The sequence below is a fragment of the Kitasatospora sp. NPDC059599 genome, assembly GCF_042735125.1.
GTDB lineage: Bacteria > Actinomycetota > Actinomycetes > Streptomycetales > Streptomycetaceae > Kitasatospora.
In genome coordinates, this window is record NZ_JBHWCL010000069.1 from 18687 (window position 1) to 33412 (window position 14726).

Annotated in this window: 12 protein-coding genes; 8 read left to right on the top strand and 4 right to left on the bottom strand. The window is 74.3% G+C overall.

All coding sequences use genetic code 11. The annotated features are described in order from the left end of the window. Nucleotides 1-224 precede the first annotated feature (224 nt). Nucleotides 225-653: a DUF5997 family protein gene (locus tag ACFV04_RS23510; RefSeq protein ID WP_380531852.1), complete on the bottom strand. Its 429-nt coding sequence runs from the start codon at nt 651-653 to the stop codon at nt 225-227. Nucleotides 654-711: 58 nt separating this feature from the next. Here ACFV04_RS23510 and ACFV04_RS23515 point away from each other — a divergent pair, with 58 nt between their 5' ends. Together ACFV04_RS23515 and ACFV04_RS23520 are read left to right on the top strand one after the other, a co-directional pair. Beyond that, nucleotides 712-1515, top strand: a complete 804-nt coding sequence (locus ACFV04_RS23515) for a LysR family substrate-binding domain-containing protein (protein WP_380344141.1) — start codon at nt 712-714, stop codon at nt 1513-1515. 61 nt (nt 1516-1576) lie between these two features. Next, a complete protein-coding gene (locus ACFV04_RS23520) occupies nt 1577-2158 on the top strand; it encodes a DUF421 domain-containing protein (protein ID WP_380531855.1) in 582 nt (193 codons plus the stop codon). A 167-nt stretch (nt 2159-2325) separates the two neighbouring features. Here the strand turns inward: ACFV04_RS23520 and ACFV04_RS23525 are convergent, their stop codons facing one another. Then, a complete protein-coding gene (locus tag ACFV04_RS23525; RefSeq protein ID WP_380531858.1) occupies nt 2326-3069 on the bottom strand; it encodes a rhomboid-like protein in 744 nt (247 codons plus the stop codon). A gap of 132 nt (nt 3070-3201) precedes the next feature. Then, complete coding sequence (locus ACFV04_RS23530) at nt 3202-4605, bottom strand: cytochrome P450 (protein ID WP_380531861.1); 1404 nt, start codon at nt 4603-4605, stop codon at nt 3202-3204. Between the two features lie 306 nt (nt 4606-4911). Between ACFV04_RS23530 and ACFV04_RS23535 the strand changes: the two genes are divergently transcribed. Next, entirely contained in the window at nt 4912-6315 is a 1404-nt protein-coding gene (locus ACFV04_RS23535; RefSeq protein ID WP_380344151.1) for an amidase, read from the top strand. A 57-nt stretch (nt 6316-6372) separates the two neighbouring features. Here the strand turns inward: ACFV04_RS23535 and ACFV04_RS23540 are convergent, their stop codons facing one another. Continuing rightward, nucleotides 6373-8325 (bottom strand): FUSC family protein, encoded by a 1953-nt coding sequence (locus ACFV04_RS23540; RefSeq protein WP_380531864.1) that lies wholly within the window; start codon nt 8323-8325, stop codon nt 6373-6375. A gap of 479 nt (nt 8326-8804) precedes the next feature. Between ACFV04_RS23540 and ACFV04_RS23545 the strand changes: the two genes are divergently transcribed. From ACFV04_RS23545 to ACFV04_RS23565, 5 genes are all read left to right on the top strand, one after another. Further along, entirely contained in the window at nt 8805-9887 is a 1083-nt protein-coding gene (locus ACFV04_RS23545; protein ID WP_380531867.1) for a phytanoyl-CoA dioxygenase family protein, read from the top strand. Then, nucleotides 9869-11182 carry a DUF6271 family protein gene (locus tag ACFV04_RS23550; RefSeq protein WP_380531870.1) on the top strand — a complete coding sequence of 438 codons (1314 nt, stop codon included), beginning with the start codon at nt 9869-9871 and terminating at the stop codon, nt 11180-11182. The genes ACFV04_RS23545 and ACFV04_RS23550 overlap by 19 nt, the downstream gene beginning before the upstream one ends. Nucleotides 11183-11338: 156 nt before the next feature. Further along, entirely contained in the window at nt 11339-12514 is a 1176-nt protein-coding gene (locus ACFV04_RS23555; RefSeq protein WP_380531899.1) for a type III PLP-dependent enzyme, read from the top strand. Then, nucleotides 12511-13167, top strand: a complete 657-nt coding sequence (locus ACFV04_RS23560; protein ID WP_380531873.1) for a GNAT family N-acetyltransferase — start codon at nt 12511-12513, stop codon at nt 13165-13167. Before ACFV04_RS23555 ends, ACFV04_RS23560 begins: the two co-directional genes overlap by 4 nt. A gap of 5 nt (nt 13168-13172) precedes the next feature. Further along, complete coding sequence (locus ACFV04_RS23565) at nt 13173-14423, top strand: MFS transporter (RefSeq protein ID WP_380531876.1); 1251 nt, start codon at nt 13173-13175, stop codon at nt 14421-14423. Nucleotides 14424-14726 lie beyond the last annotated feature (303 nt).

The following is a 14726-nucleotide window of genomic DNA, read 5'->3' on the forward strand; positions in this document are numbered from 1 at the left end:
TGCGGCCGGGCGCCTCGCCGGCGCGGGGCCGCGGGGGGGGGCGGGGGGCGCCCGCCCCGCCGTGGGCGCGCGGCCGACCGGGGCGGGGGCTTCTGCGGGGCCCCGCGCACGACTGTGCCGACGTCCGTCGGACGGACGTCGGCACCATCGTTGCGCGGGGGTCCGACAACCGCCGCCGGAGCCGGAGCACCGGTGGGGCGGCCCTGTCGGGGTGGGGCGGGAGGTCAGCGGGCCTTGGCGGCCTGCGCCTCCTTGGCGGCCTGGACGGCGGCCTCCTTCTCGTGCTTCTCCTTGATCCGCGCGGTCTCCTTGCGGACGTCGACCTGGTTGGCGCGCTCGTGCTGCAGCCAGAGCGGGTTCTCGGCCTTGATCGCCTCGACCTGCTCGGTGGTGAGCGCCTCGACGACGCCGCCGCGGGCCAGGCCGGAGATGGAGATGCCGAGCTTCGCGGCGATCACCGGACGCGGGTGCGGGCCGTTCTTGCGCAGCTCCTGGAGCCACTGCGGCGGCTCGGCCTGCAGCGCGTTGAGCTCCTCGCGGGAGACCACGCCCTCCTGGAAGCCGGTCGGCGCCGCGGCGAGGTAGATCCCCAGCTTCTTGGCCGCCGTGGCCGGCTTCATGGTCTGGCTGGTCTTCTGCTTGAGCGATGTCATGGAGACAAGGGTAAGGGAGCGCGCGGCCTCCTCCGGTCACGGTCGGTAGCCTTGCCCTGTGACAGACATGCAGGTGAACCCCTCCTTCCGGCTCGTGTACGTCCCGGGCGTGACCCCCGGCAAATGGGTCCGGGTCTGGGACGAGCGGCTCCCGGACGTACCGCTCGACCTCCTCGCGGTCCCGGTCGGCGACGGCGAGCGGACCCTGCGCGAGGGCGGTGCGGACGCCGGGCTGGTCCGGCTGCCGGTCGACAAGGACGTGCTCAGCGCCATCCCGCTGTACACCGAGACCACCGTCGTGGTCTTCCCCAAGGACCACTGGCTCGCCGCCGCGGAGGAGGTCACGCTCGACGACCTCGCCGAGGAGGTGGTCTTCCACCCGCTCGACGACACCCTCGGCTTCACCGCCGACACCCTGCCCGGCCGCCCTGCCGTCGCCCGCCCGGACACCACGGCCGACGCGGTCGAGCTGGTGGCGGCCAACGTCGGCGTGCTCCTGGTGCCGCAGTCCCTCGCCCGGCTGCACCACCGCCGCGACCTCACCTACCGGCCGATGACGGCGGAGGCCCCGCAGTCGCAGGTGGCGCTGTCCTGGCCGCAGGAGCGGACGACGGACCTGGTGGAGGAGTTCATCGGGATCGTCCGGGGCCGCACGGTCAACAGCTCGCGCGGACGCGGCGCCGGCCAGCCGGCGGCCGAACCCCAGCCGAAGAAGGCGGCGGCCGGCCCGCGCAAGCCCCAGCAGAAGGCGGGCGGTGCCAAGGCCGGCGCGCCGAGGGCGGGCGGGCAGAAGCCGAAGCCGTCGGCCGGCGGCCGGGGCGCGGCGGCGGCCCGGCGGGGCAAGCCGAAGCGCCGCGGGTAGCAGTCCGCCGTGGCGTAGCGTCTGCCCCGTTCCGTCGAGTCGTCGTGGGAGGAGCGGGGCCGTGTGGCATGACCTGGTGGTCGTCCAGATTCCGATCGTCGAGAAGGTCGTCCGCACGGTCGCGGTCTACGCGCTGCTGCTGGTGCTGTTCCGGATCGCCGGGAAGCGCGGGCTGGCGCAGCTGAACACCTTCGACATGGTGGTCGTCTTCCTGCTGTCCAACGTGGTGCAGAACGCCATCATCGGCAACGACAACAGCCTGGTCGGCGGGGCGATCGGGGCGGCCACCCTGATCGCGGTGAACTCGGGCGTGACGCGCTGGCTCGCCCGGGACCCGAGGGCCGCCCGGGTCCTGGAGGGGACGCCCACCACGGTCGTCCGGAACGGCACGCTGGTGCCCGGCGCGCTGCACAGCCTGGCGCTGCGTCCGTCCGAGCTGGAGCACGCCATCCGGATCCAGAACGGCGACACCGTGTCGGACGTCGCCCGCGCCCGGCTGGAGCCGGACGGGCAGTTGCTGGTCACCCTCAAGGCGGGCGAGCAGAGCGCCACCCGGGACGACGTGGAGGACCTGCGGCGGCGGTTGGAGACGATCGAGCGGCTGCTCACCGAGATCGCCGACGGGCGGCGGCCGCCGCGCTGACGGTGCGTGGGCGCGGCGGTGCGGCGGCCCAGCGACGTGACGGTCCTGCGAGGTGACGGTCCCGCGATGTGGCCGCCCCACGATGCGGCGGTGCGGGGCGGGGCGGGGGCGTGGCGGGGCCCTTCACGTCCTCGCCCGTGCGCGGGTGGTCACCTGTGTCAGGTGTGTCAGGTGTGCGCGTCCGCCGTGGCGAGGGCCGCCTCGGTCCGGCGGCGGCGTGCGGCCAGGAGGGCCGCGGTGCCGGCCAGGGCGAAGCCGAGGCCGGCCGAGAGCAGATGGCCGACGGTGGTGAAGTCCGGCAGCGGGCCAGGCCATTCGCCGTCGCCGGAGAGCGGCCAGGCGACGACGAAGGCGGCCCAGGGGAGGCGGGCCCAGCGGGGCAGGGCGAGGGTGGCGAAGGCGAGGGAGGTCTGGGCGCCGTAGCTGATGCCGTAGTCCGAGTCCTGGCGCACGCTCTCCGGGTACCAGCCGTGCCGCAGGGCGATCAGGATGACGACGGCGGTGATCAGGGTGGCGCCGATGTGGCCGCCGAGGAGGACGGCGGCGGCGCGCAGTCCGCCGTAGCGGCGTTCCGCCCAGGAGAGGCAGCAGCAGATGCCGAGGCCGAGGGTGATCAGGGTGCCGCCGAAGCCGGTGGAGGCGATGTCGGTGAGCGTGCCGTCGAAGAGCAGTGCGCTGCCGAACAGCGCGGTGACCGGGTGGTCGTGCAGGTTGTCGAGGTTGGTGCTGATGTAGTCGCGGAGGGCGTCCGCCCGGTCCACGGAGAGAAGGTTCTCGACCCAGACGTGCCCGAGGACGAGCAGGCCGACGTAGCACAGCGTCAGTGGCGAGCGGCGCGGGTACGTCCGGACGGCGCGGAGGACGGCGAGGAGCAGCCGGGCCGGGAGCCCCTGCGGTGATCGAGCGTTCATGTGTCTGATGCTGTCCCAGTCGAGCCGATAGTCCGACCGGCGCATCCCCGCCGGCCCCCGCCGCGACAGTACCGTTCCGGTCGGACCCCGCCCGCCACCGGTCTGCGCCGCACTGCGGCGCACTGCGCCGCGCTAGCGGCGGGAGAGGGTCGCCGTGAAGGGGCGGGGCGTCAGGAGGGCGCTGCGGGCGGGGCGGACGGGGCGACCGGGGGTGGGGGTGATGGTCCAGCGGGCGGCGATGGTGGCGATGGCGAGGACGGCTTCGGTGGTGGCGAAGGCGTCGCCGACGCAGTGGCCGGCGCCGAGACCGAAGGGGGTGTAGGTGCCGGCGGCGGGGTGCGCGGTGGTGAGCCAGCGGTCGGGGTCGAAGCGGTCGGGGCAGGGGAAGACGTCGGCCCGGCGGTGCAGCAGGTACGGGCTGTGCAGGAGGGTGGCGCCGGCCGGGACGCGGTGGCCGCCGAGGCGGGTGTCGGCGGTGGCGGTGCGGCTGAGGAGCCACACCGGCGGGTAGAGCCGCAGGGTCTCGCTGACGATCCGGGCGGTGAGGGGGAGGGCGGGCAGGTCCTCGTGGCGGGCGGGGCGGCCGTCGAGGACGGTGTCCAGTTCGGCGTGCAGGCGTTCGCGGACGGCCGGGTTGGCGGCGAGCAGCGTCCAGGCCCAGGAGAGGGTGGCGGCGGTGGTCCCGGCGCCGGCCGGGAGCAGGGCGGCCGCCCGGTCGTGGATCCCGGCGTCGGAGAGGCTCCGCCCGTGCTCGTCCTCGGTGCGGAGCAGCACGGAGAGCAGGTCGCGGTGGTCGGTGCCGGTGGCGCGGTAGTGGGCGATCAGCTGCCGGGTGGCCGTCTCGAAGTCCTGCCGGGCGTGCCGGAGGCGGCGGTTGCCGGGGGTGGGGAGGCGGTCGGCGCCGGGCAGCGGCACGACGGGGCGCCGGCCGGCGGCGCGGGCGATGACGTCGGTGCTCTCGTGGAGCGGTGGCGAGCCGGCCCGTTCGTGGGCGGCGGACAGGAGGCGGGCGGTGACGGCGCTGGTGAGGCGGTGCATCGCGGCGGGGACGTCGACCACCTGGCCGTCGCGCCAGGCGGCGGTGGTGCCGGCGACCTCCTCGGCGGTCACGGCGGCGTGGCCGGGCAGCCGGTCGTGGTGGAACGCGGCCTGCAGCACGCGGCGTCGGTGCCGGTGGGCGGCGGCCGGGCAGGTGGCGGGGCCGGCGTCGGGGACCTCGCGGTCCCGCTCGTGGGCCGGGCCGCCGGTGTCGTGGACGGGGTGGCCGGCGCGGACCGGTCCGAAGGTGTCGTGGACGGGCCCGCGCCTGTCGTACGTGCGGTCCTCGGTGAGGAGTCGGCGGACCAGTTCGGGGTGGCAGACGACGTACGCGTCGAGCGGGCCGAGCCGCAGCCGGACGAGGTCGCCGTGGGCGGGCAGAGCGGCCACGAAGTCGAACGGGCGGCGGAGGAGGGCGGGGGCGTGGCCGAGCAGGGGGAGGCCGCCGGGGGCGGTGGCGGCGGTGAACCGGGTGGTCGGGAAGAAGTGGATCGGCACGGGCGTCACCTTGGGTCGGGTGGGAAGGACCGGAACGGTTCGTGTTCGGGATCTTTCCCTGCGGCCGTCCGTGAAACGATCGTGAACGGGCGGATGGGGTGAACACGGGGGCGCATGCCGAACGCTCGTGCGCCCTCGAAGATTTGACGGATCGTTTACCTGCCGAAGGCGTGTGCGGGTCCGGTGCCGCCGATGGGCACATAGACTCGAAGTCTTGCGAGATTACCGGTCAGTAGAACTGGGCAGTACTGCCAGCCGGTGTGATGACCGGACGGCAGAAAGTCCGGCAGGGAGTGGGGAGTTCGGATGACCGACGAGCGGGTTCACGCGTTCACCGACGACGCCCTCGGCCCGTACGACGCGGTGGCACTGGCCGCCCTGGTGCGGGCCGGCGCGGTCAACCCCCGGGAGCTGGTCGGCGCGGCCGTCGCCCGCGCCGCACGGGTGGACGGCACGCTGCTCCCGGTCGCCCACGCCTCGTACGACAAGCCGCAGATCAGCCGGGAGGGCATCGGCGGGCCGCTGTGGGGCGTGCCGACCTACCTCAAGGACAACGTCGACCTGCGCGGCCTGCCGACCGCGATGGGCAGCGAGGCCTTCCGTGCCCAGCCCGCCCGCCGCAACGCCCGCTTCACCGACCAGTTCCTGGCCACCGGCCTGGCCGTCCTCGGCAAGACCAGACTGCCCGAGTTCGGCCTCAACGCCTCCACCGAGTTCGCCAGCGCACAGCCGGTGCGCAACCCCTGGAAGCCCTCGCACTCGGCCGGCGCCTCCTCGGGCGGCGCGGCGGCCCTGGTGGCCTCCGGGGTGGTGCCGATCGCGCACGCCAACGACGGCGGCGGCTCGATCCGCATCCCTGCGGCCTGTTGCGGCCTGGTCGGACTCAAGCCCACCCGGGGCCGGCTGGTCGCCAACTCGCAGGGCGCCAAGCTGCCGATCGACCTGGTCACCGACGGCGTGCTGACCCGCTCGGTGCGCGACACCGCGGCCTTCTTCGCCGCTGCCGAGCGGCACCGCCGCAACCCCAAACTGCCCCCGCTCGGCCTGGTCGAGGGGCCGGGCGGGCAACGGCTGCGGATCGGCCTGGTGGTGGACTCGCCGATCGCCAAGACCGACGGGACGACCCGCCGCGTCGTCGAGGAGACCGCGGCCCGGCTGGAGGCGATGGGACACGTCGTCGAACCGACCGCCCTGCCGTTCGGCGAGGAGTTCTCCCGGGACTTCGTCTCCTACTGGGGCTACATCGCCTGGGCGATCGCCTTCACCGGCCGGCTGCTGATCGACCCGAGCTTCCGCGCCGACCGGCTGGACGGCCTGACCACCGGGCTGCGCCGGCAGTTCCAGACGGAGTTCCCGCACACCCCGGGCGTGCTGCGGCGGCTGCGCCGGGCGGAAGGCGTGTACCGGCGGGTCTTCCGCAACCACGACGTGATCCTCTCCCCGGTGCTCGCCCACACCGCCCCGCCGATCGGCCACCTCAGCCCGAACGTCGACTTCGAGGAACTGATGGACCGGCTGCTGCGCTACGTGGCGTTCACCCCGGTCAACAACGTGACCGGTGGACCGGGCATCGCGCTGCCGGCCGGCTCGGCACCCGGCGGCCTGCCGGTCGGCGTGCACCTGTCGGCGGCGCACGGGCAGGAACGGGTGCTGCTGGAACTGGCCTTCGCGCTGGAAGCGGAACGGCCCTGGCGGCGGATCGAGGACTGACCGGGTGCCGGCGCCCCCGGCGTCGGCGCGCCGGCTCACGGCGTGGGCGCACCGCGCTCACAGCGTCGGCGCGGCCACCGACCGTGCCGCGTGCACCTCGTGGTGCAGCCGGGCCAGCGCGCAGTCCGGCGCCAGCGCGTCCGCTGCCGGCTCCGGCAGCGGGCGGCCGGTGCGCAGGGACTCCGCGAGGTCGGCCAGTTCCCGGGTCACGGTGCCGACCTCGGCCGCGGTCGGGACGGGCGCGCCGTGCTCGATCCGCACCCGGGTGGCGGTGGTGGCGTCCACGATCCGTTCGACCGCGATCACCACCGGCCACCAGGCCTCCGCCCGGGGGCCGACCGGCGGCGGTTCGGTGAGCGCCCGCTGGAACTCGCTGCGGACGGTCGACAGGTCCCGGTAGAGCCGCCGCCGGTGCCGGGCCCGGGCCGGCTCGTCCCGCCCCGGCCCGGTGGTGAACGCCAGTGAGACGTACGCGGCGGTGTCCTGGACGGCCTCGACGAGGCGGTCGCCGATCCGGGTGTGCCAGGACTCGGGCCACAGCAGGTAGCCGGCCAGCAGCGAGACGGCGCAGCCGATCAGCGAGTCGTAGAGCCGGGGCGGCACCAGGTGGAAGCCCCGGTGGTTGAGCAGGTCGGAGAGCAGCAGGATCACCGGGGTGATCGCCGCGGTCTGGAAGCCGTACCCCTTCACGGAGAACGCCGGGATCAGCGCCGCCAGCACCGCCATCACCGGCACGTCCCACCAGCCGTGCGGCACTTCGGCGAGCACCGGAATGGCGATCAGCAGTCCGACGGCGGTGCCGAGCGCGCGCAGCACGGCGCGGGAGAACACCGAGCCGAAGTCGGGCTTCATCACGAAGGTCACGGTCAGCGCCACCCAGTACGAGCGGGGCACCGCGATCACCGAGACCAGCACCTGGGCGATGCCGATGCACAGGGCCAGGCGCAGCCCGTAGCGCCAGGACGCGCCGGACAGCAGCAGCGCCCGGGTCGCCCGCCGGGCCCTGACCTCCAGGCCGGCGGGCCGGCCGAGCCGGTCGTCGACGGCGTACGGGTCCGGCGCGGCCTCGTGCACGACGGTGGCGGCGTGCCCGATGGCCTCGACCAGCGCCCGGGTGGACGGCCCGGCGGCCACCGGCAGGTCGGGGGCGGGGGCCGGCCCGGTGCGGCCCTGTTCGACGGCGTCGGCCAGGGTGTGGACGGCGGCCGGGTAGGCGGCGGGCAGCGGGCCGTACCGGGGCGGGCGCAGGTGGGCCGCGGCCGCCCCCTCGACCACCGGGATCACCGCGTTGAGCTGGGCGAGCAGCCGCACCAGGGTGGGCGAGCGGCCGTGCCGGCGGGCCCGCCGGGCGAGCAGCAGGTCGTAGGAGTGGTTGAGGGACTGGGTGAGTTCGCGGCGTCGCTCGTCGTACTCGGGCGTTCCGGCGGCCGCCAGCAGGTCGGCGACCGCGCGGTAGGTGCCGGCGACCTCCGCACGTTCGGGGACGCCGACGCGCAGCGGCCAGGCGAGCAGGGTCAGGGCGAGCACCAGCAGCCCGCCGAGCAGCAGCAGTCCGGGCGGCAGCCACCAGGGTGAGGGCAGCGGCAGGCCGGCGCCGACGACCGCGTTGAGCAGCAGGAGCAGTCCGGAGACCGAGGCGACCGCGCCGATCGAGGAGATCATGCCGGAGACCAGCGCGACGGCGGTCAGCACCGCGACGGCCGTCCAGCCGGTGCCGTACACCAGGGTGCCCAGCAGCACCCCGAGGGCGCCGAACAGCTGCGGGACGGCGATGTTGAACACCCGCATCCGGTAGGCGTCGGCGGTGTCCCCGATGACGGCGGACAGTGCGCCCATCGACACCAGCGCGCCGTAGGCGGTCCGGCCGGTGGCCGTGCCCACCGCGAGCGGGGCGGAGAGCGCGACCGAGGCGCGGGCGACCGCCGCCCAGGGGACCGGGGCGGCCCGGGGCCGCAGGCCCTCGGTCAGCCAGCTGGGCGGGGCGAGTCGGGCGGCTCCTGGGCGCGGCACGTTCCCAACCTACGGCGGGCGGGCGCCGCGGGCCCGGTGGAACACGCGGGGGACAACGGGTCGTGGGGCGGGTGGGGTTCACCGTTCGCTCTTATGTCAGATTCGGAAACATACCCCGCCTTATGTCCGCCTCCGAAACATAAAGCGAACCGTGAGGGGCCGTGAGCTGCGCGGATATTCCCAATCGGTAACCCGCGGGGAAGGGTTGACACCATTACTTGGTCTAGTCCAATGTGTGGAGGGCGTGGTTCGGCAAAGCCTGGGACGAAGTGAGAGGCCTTGCCGGGCTGGCGAGTTGACCCCCTGACGTGGCGCCGAGGCGCGGTCGGGGGTCGAGCCGAGAAGGAGCGTGTGCGGACCGCCGATGCGGCGCGGGAGGAATTCCCGACCCGGCCGGGGGGTGGTCCCGCGACCCGCCGTGCCGGCACCGCCCGCCGAATCAAGCGCCGCGTCGACTACGAACCATGGAGTGACTGCCCATGCCGAGCCCAGACGGACAGGCCCAGGAGCATCTGTACCGCGCCGCCTCGGAGCGCCCCTACTTCAGCGCGGACACCGAGAGCTACCTGGCCCGCACCGCACTGCGCGAGATCCGCAAGAAGCACCCGCTGCGCGTGCTGTCCGAGGACGACCTCGCGTTCTGGCAGACCTACGGCTACGTCGTCGTGAAGCAGGCGATCCCCGCCGAGGCCGCACGACGACTGCTCGACTTCACCTGGGACTTCCAGGGCCTGTCGCCCGAGCGCCCCGAGGACTGGTACCGCGAGCGTGACTACCGCGACGAACTCGACCGGCACCTGCACATCTACGGCTTCGTCGAGGCCTACCACCACCAACTCCTCTGGGACAGCCGCCAGTCGCAGCGCGTCTACGACGCCTTCGTGGACGTCTGGGACTGCGAGGAGCTCTGGGTCACCCTCGACCGGCTCAACCTCAACCCGCCGAACGTCCGCAACCGCGACCGCGCACTGATCGAACCCACCGACCGCGGCTTCGACATCGAACTGCACTGGGACGTCGACACCACCCAGGGCATGCTCCCGCAGCGCGTCCAGGGCATCATCGCGCTCAACGACACCGCCCCCGACCTCGGCGGCTTCCGGTGCAACCCGGAACTGTTCCGCCGCTTCGACGAGTGGAAGGCCGCCCAGCCGGTCGGCCGCGACCCGATCCGGCCGACCGTCGACCGGGACGAGTTCCCCGTCGTCCGGCCCGAGTTGACGGCCGGCGACCTGCTGATCTGGAACGGCCTGCTCGCCCACGGCGTCGAGCGCAACACCTCCGAGCGCGGGGTGCGCGCGGTGCAGTACCTGTCCATGATGCCCGCCCTGGAGGAAGCCGCAGAGCTGCGCCGCTCCCGGGTCGAGTCCTGGCGCACGCTCGCCACCCCGGACTGGAACCGCACCCTGGTCGGCGACGCCGACCGGCCCGAGGCGCTGCGCTACGAACGGGCCGAACTCAACGAGCTGGGAGAGAAGTTGCTCGGCCTCCGGTCCTGGACCGGCAAGGACTTCGACGAGCAGGACGCCGCGGGGGAGCGGGTATGCGCGACATCTGCCTGACCCTGCCCACCAACCGCGAGTGCGCGGACACCATCACCGCGGTCGGTGCCGAAGCCGCCCACGCCGCACGGCGGTCCGACGTCCGGGTGCACCTGCTGGTGCTGGACTCCGCCGACCCGGACGCCCGCACTCGGCACGCCGCGGCCGCCGCCGCCCTGCCCGTCGTCGACGGCCTGGTCGTCCACCACCTCGACGAGGACACCCAACGCGCCTTCCTGCGGGAGGTGATCGAGCGCTCCGGCGCCGACGGACCCGACCGGCTGCTCGACCTGATGCTGCCCGACGCCGTCTCCTACGGCGCCTGCACCAACCGGGCCTTCCTGCTCGCCGCCGCGCTCGGCTGCGCCTCCGTGCACCGCCGCGACTCCGACAGCCGCTACCAATGGCACGACGGCGCACCGGTGTTCCCCGTCGACCACGAACTCGCCACGCTCGGCCTGAAGGCCGCCGACGCGGCCGCCGCCGTCACCGAGCACACCCTCGCCCCGGAACACGCGGACAAGCCCGTCGTGCTGGTCGGCGGATCCTTCGTCGGGGAACTCTCCGTCGACCTCGGCGAGATCCGCGAACTCGACCCCGAGGCCTACCACGACGTCGTCGCGCTCTGGGCGCCCACCGGCGCCGGCGAACAGGAGAAGCGCGACCTCGTCGCCGAATCCTTCACCGGCGGCGGCGCCGAGCCGTTCACCGCCGACCGCACCGTGCTCGACCTGCCCGACATCTGGCACATCGACATGTGCAACATCGGCCTCGACCACACGGTGTACGAACGCGTCCCGCTGCCGCCCGCCACCGACACCATCGGCAGCGACTACTTCCTGCACCACCTCGTGCGGGACGCCACCCTGCCCGGCGTCACCCACAACCGGCACATCGTCAACTACTACACCCCGGAACGGCGCACCGGCCCCGGATTCACCGCCTACCAGCTGCGCTACGCCAAGTTCCTGCTCTCCATGCTCTACCTCCACCCGGTCTACGCCGAGTTGGAGGCCGCCGGCGGCACCCTGCTCGACGAGCAGCACCACCTGCGCCCCGCGGCGGTCGCCGACGCCGCCCGCCGCAGCGCCGCGACCGACCGCGCGGAGAACCACCGCAGGCTGGCCGAACTCGACCGCTGCTACCGGCGGCTGGGCGGAAAGTACGCCGAGTTCGCCGACCACCTCGCGCCCCTGCGGGCCCGTCTGCTCGACCGGGCGCAGTCGGACATCGAGGACTTCGCCCTGCTGATCGACGCGTGGGGCCCGCTGGTGCGGGCGAGCAAGGCCACCCCCGCCGACCGGCTGCCACGCTAGCCGGAGGACCGGGAGCAATACGTGATACGCCAGACGAACAGCCAGACAGCACAGCGGACACCGAACCCGACACCCACCCACCGCGCCCCGACCGTGACCGCGGTCCACACCGGCGCACCCGGCCCCGACGGGCCCGACCGGCACGACCACACCGCCCTGCGCGCCGCCCTCGCCGCCGCCACCGACGACCGGATCATCTACGACCTCGACGGCATCGGCCGCCAGTACGCCGCCCTGCGCGCCGAACTGCCCGACACCGCCGTCCGCTTCGCGATGAAGGCCTGCCCCGTCGACGAGGTGCTGGACCACCTCGCCGCGCTCGGCTCCGGCTTCGACGCGGCCGGCCCGCAGGAGATCGCCCAGGCACTGCGCACCGGCGTCGCCCCGGAGCTGATCCACTACGGCAACACCGTCAAATCCGACCGCAACATCGCCGAGGCCTACCGGCTGGGCGTCCGCGAATTCGCCACCGACAGCCTGGAGGACGTCGCCGCGATCGCCGAACACGCCCCCGGATCACGGGTGTTCTGCCGGGTCGCGACCACCGGCGAAGGCGCCCTGTGGGGCCTGAGCCACAAGTTCGGCTGCTCGCCCGAGGACGCCCTGCGGGTGCTCGGCGAAGCCCGGACCGCCGGGCTCGTGCCCTCCGGCCTGTCCGTGCACGTCGGCTCGCAGCAGATGACCGCCGAAGCCTGGGGCGACGCCGTGGAATCGCTGGCCGCCGTCCTGGAGGCCCTCAACTGGCGCGGCATCACCCCCGAACGGATCAACCTCGGCGGCGGGCTGCCCGCACTCGGCGTCCTCGACCGCCGCGGCCGGCCGCTCGACCCGCCACTGGACAAGATGTTCGCGGTCATCCGCGACGGCATGGACCGGCTGCGCGCCGTCAACGCCGGGCCGCTGCAGTTCCTCGTCGAACCCGGACGCCACCTCGTCGCCGACCACGGGGCCATCCGCGCGCACGTCGCCCGGCTCACCTCCCGCCACCGCCTCGACGGCACCCGGGAGGACTGGCTCTACCTCAGCTGCGGCAAGTTCAACGGCCTGTACGAGATGGACCAGTTGCAGTACCGGCTGGAGTTCCCCACCCACCCCGGCGGCCAGTTCGTCAACGCCGTCGTCGCCGGGCCGACCTGCGACAGCGACGACGCCTACGCCCAGGACGACGGCCTGGTGCGCGTCCCCCGCGCGGTCGGCTCCGGCGACCCGGTCTGGATCCACTCCTGCGGCGCGTACGCCACCGCCTACGCGACCCGCGGGTTCAACGGCTTCGAGCCGCTGCCGTACACCTGCATCGGCGGTGGCCCGCGCCCCCACGGAGGCACCGCATGACCGACACCCGGATCCGGCTGCTCCGGGAGGACGACTGGGACGACGTGGTCGCGCTGGAGGAACGCGCCTACGCCGCCGCCGGCCTGTCCGAGGGCCGCGAGGCGCTGCGCTCCCGGCACCGCGCCTCGCCGGACACCTGCTTCGTCCTGGAACACGCGGGCAGCCCGGGCGGCTACCTGCTCGCCCTGCCGTACCCGCTCCTCCGCTGCCCGGACCTCGGCCGCAGCGAGGACACCGACCCCGGCGAGGAGCTCGGCCGGAACGGGGGCACCGGAGGCCGGGGCGGGGCCGCCGGAGGCCGGGGCACACGGCCGACCAACATGCACGCCCACGACCTGGTCATCGCCGAGGGGCTGCGCGGCCGCGGCCTGGCCCACCGGATGCTGCGGCACCTGGAACGGACCGCCCGGGAAACCGGCCACCTGACCATCTCCCTCGTCGCCGTCCGCGGTTCGCACGTGCTGTGGACCCCGCTGGGCTACCGGGCCCGGCCCGAGGTCGACCTGCCCGCGAGCTACGGCGACCGGGCGGTCTACATGGCGATGCCACTGGACGCCGCCCCGGCCCGGACACCGCACCCCCGGGACGCCCGGCCGTCACCGCTCTCCACCTGCCCGGTCCCCGGTCCCCACCCCAGAGCCGAAGTGGGCTGATGCACATGTCCCCTGTTCGCGACGACTTCCGCCGCTCCCAACTCGCCATCGGCGCCCTGTTCTTCGCCCTCGGATTCCAGTACGCGACCTGGGTCTCCCGGGTGCCCGCGCTCAAGGCCCGGCTCGACCTGGGCGAGGCCCGGATCGGCCTGCTGCTGATGACCTGCGGGATCGGCGCGGCGGTGTCCTTCCCGCTGGTGGCGGTGCTGATGCGGCGGCTCGGCTCCCGCCGGCTCGCGGTGCTGTCGGCGCTCGCCCTCGGCGTGATCCTGCTCGCCCTGTCGGTGGTGCCCGACTACCCCGCCACCCTGCTGGTGCTGTTCTGCGACGGCGTCGCGGTCGGCTGCCTGAACGTCGCGATGAACGCGCAGGGCGCCGCACTGGAGGCCCGCTACGGGCGGACCACGATGTCCAGGCTGCACGCCACCTTCAGCGCCGGCTCGCTCCTCGCGGCGCTGCTGGCCTCCGGGGTCAACGCCTTCACCGGCACCCTGGCCGTGCACTTCGGGCCGGCCGCCCTGCTGCTCGTGGCCATCGTCGTCGCCGCCAGGCCGGCACTGCTCGCGGACGGGCCGCAGGAGGGTGCGGCGGGGGAGGGCACCGCCGGGGACGGAACCGCGGAGCGGGAGAGGAAGACGCGTCGCGGCTTCGTCCTGCCGACCGTGGCGACGCTGTGGATGGGCCTCGCGATGGTGTCCGGCACCGTCACCGAGGGCGCCATGAACGACTGGTCGGCGCTCTACCTCAAGGACGTCGTGAACGCCGGTGCCGGCCTCGCCCCGCTGGGCATCGCCGTCGTCTCCGTGATGATGGTGTGCGCCCGGATCTTCGCCGACGGCTGGCGCACCCGCTTCGGCGACGGCCGCATCGTCCGCACCGGCAGCCTGCTCGCCGGCCTCGGCCTGGCCCTCGCCCTGCTGGTCGGCGGTGTGGTGCCGACCCTGCTCGGCTTCGCCTGCGTCGGCCTCGGCGTCGCGGCGGTCACCCCCTGCGTCTACGTCGCCGCCGCCCGCCGGGGCCCCGACGCACTCTCCCTGGTCGCCGCCATGGGCACCGTCGGCCTGCTCGCCGGCCCCGCCGTGATCGGCTTCATCGCCGGCGCCACCAGCCTGGTCTGGGGCATGGCCGCCGTCGCCGCCTCCGCGGCCCTCGTCTCCCTCTGCGCCACCCGGATCAGCTGGCCCGCGGCCCGGGAGGAGGCCCCCGCCTCCGCCTCCGCCTCCGCCGACACCCGCCTCGCCCCCGAGGCCACCTGACCCGCTGACCCGCTGCCCCGCCCCTCCAGACCTCGCCCGGCACCTCGCGTCTCCCCCGTCGCGACGTGCCGGGCGAGCCCTTCACGGGGTGGCCGAAGCCGTCGCCCGGCCCGAGACGGCGAACAGGGCTGGAACCGCGAGAATATGACGATCGATCAGCCTGGCATCGGGACGTCGGCGCCGCCCGTGGCGACGTGGGCCGGCCCGGTGGTCAGCCGGACGACGTGGGTGGTGGTGGGCAGGGCCATGGCGGCGCTCCTGGGTATCGGGGCGGTGGCGGCGGGCCGGTGCCGCCGCCACCCG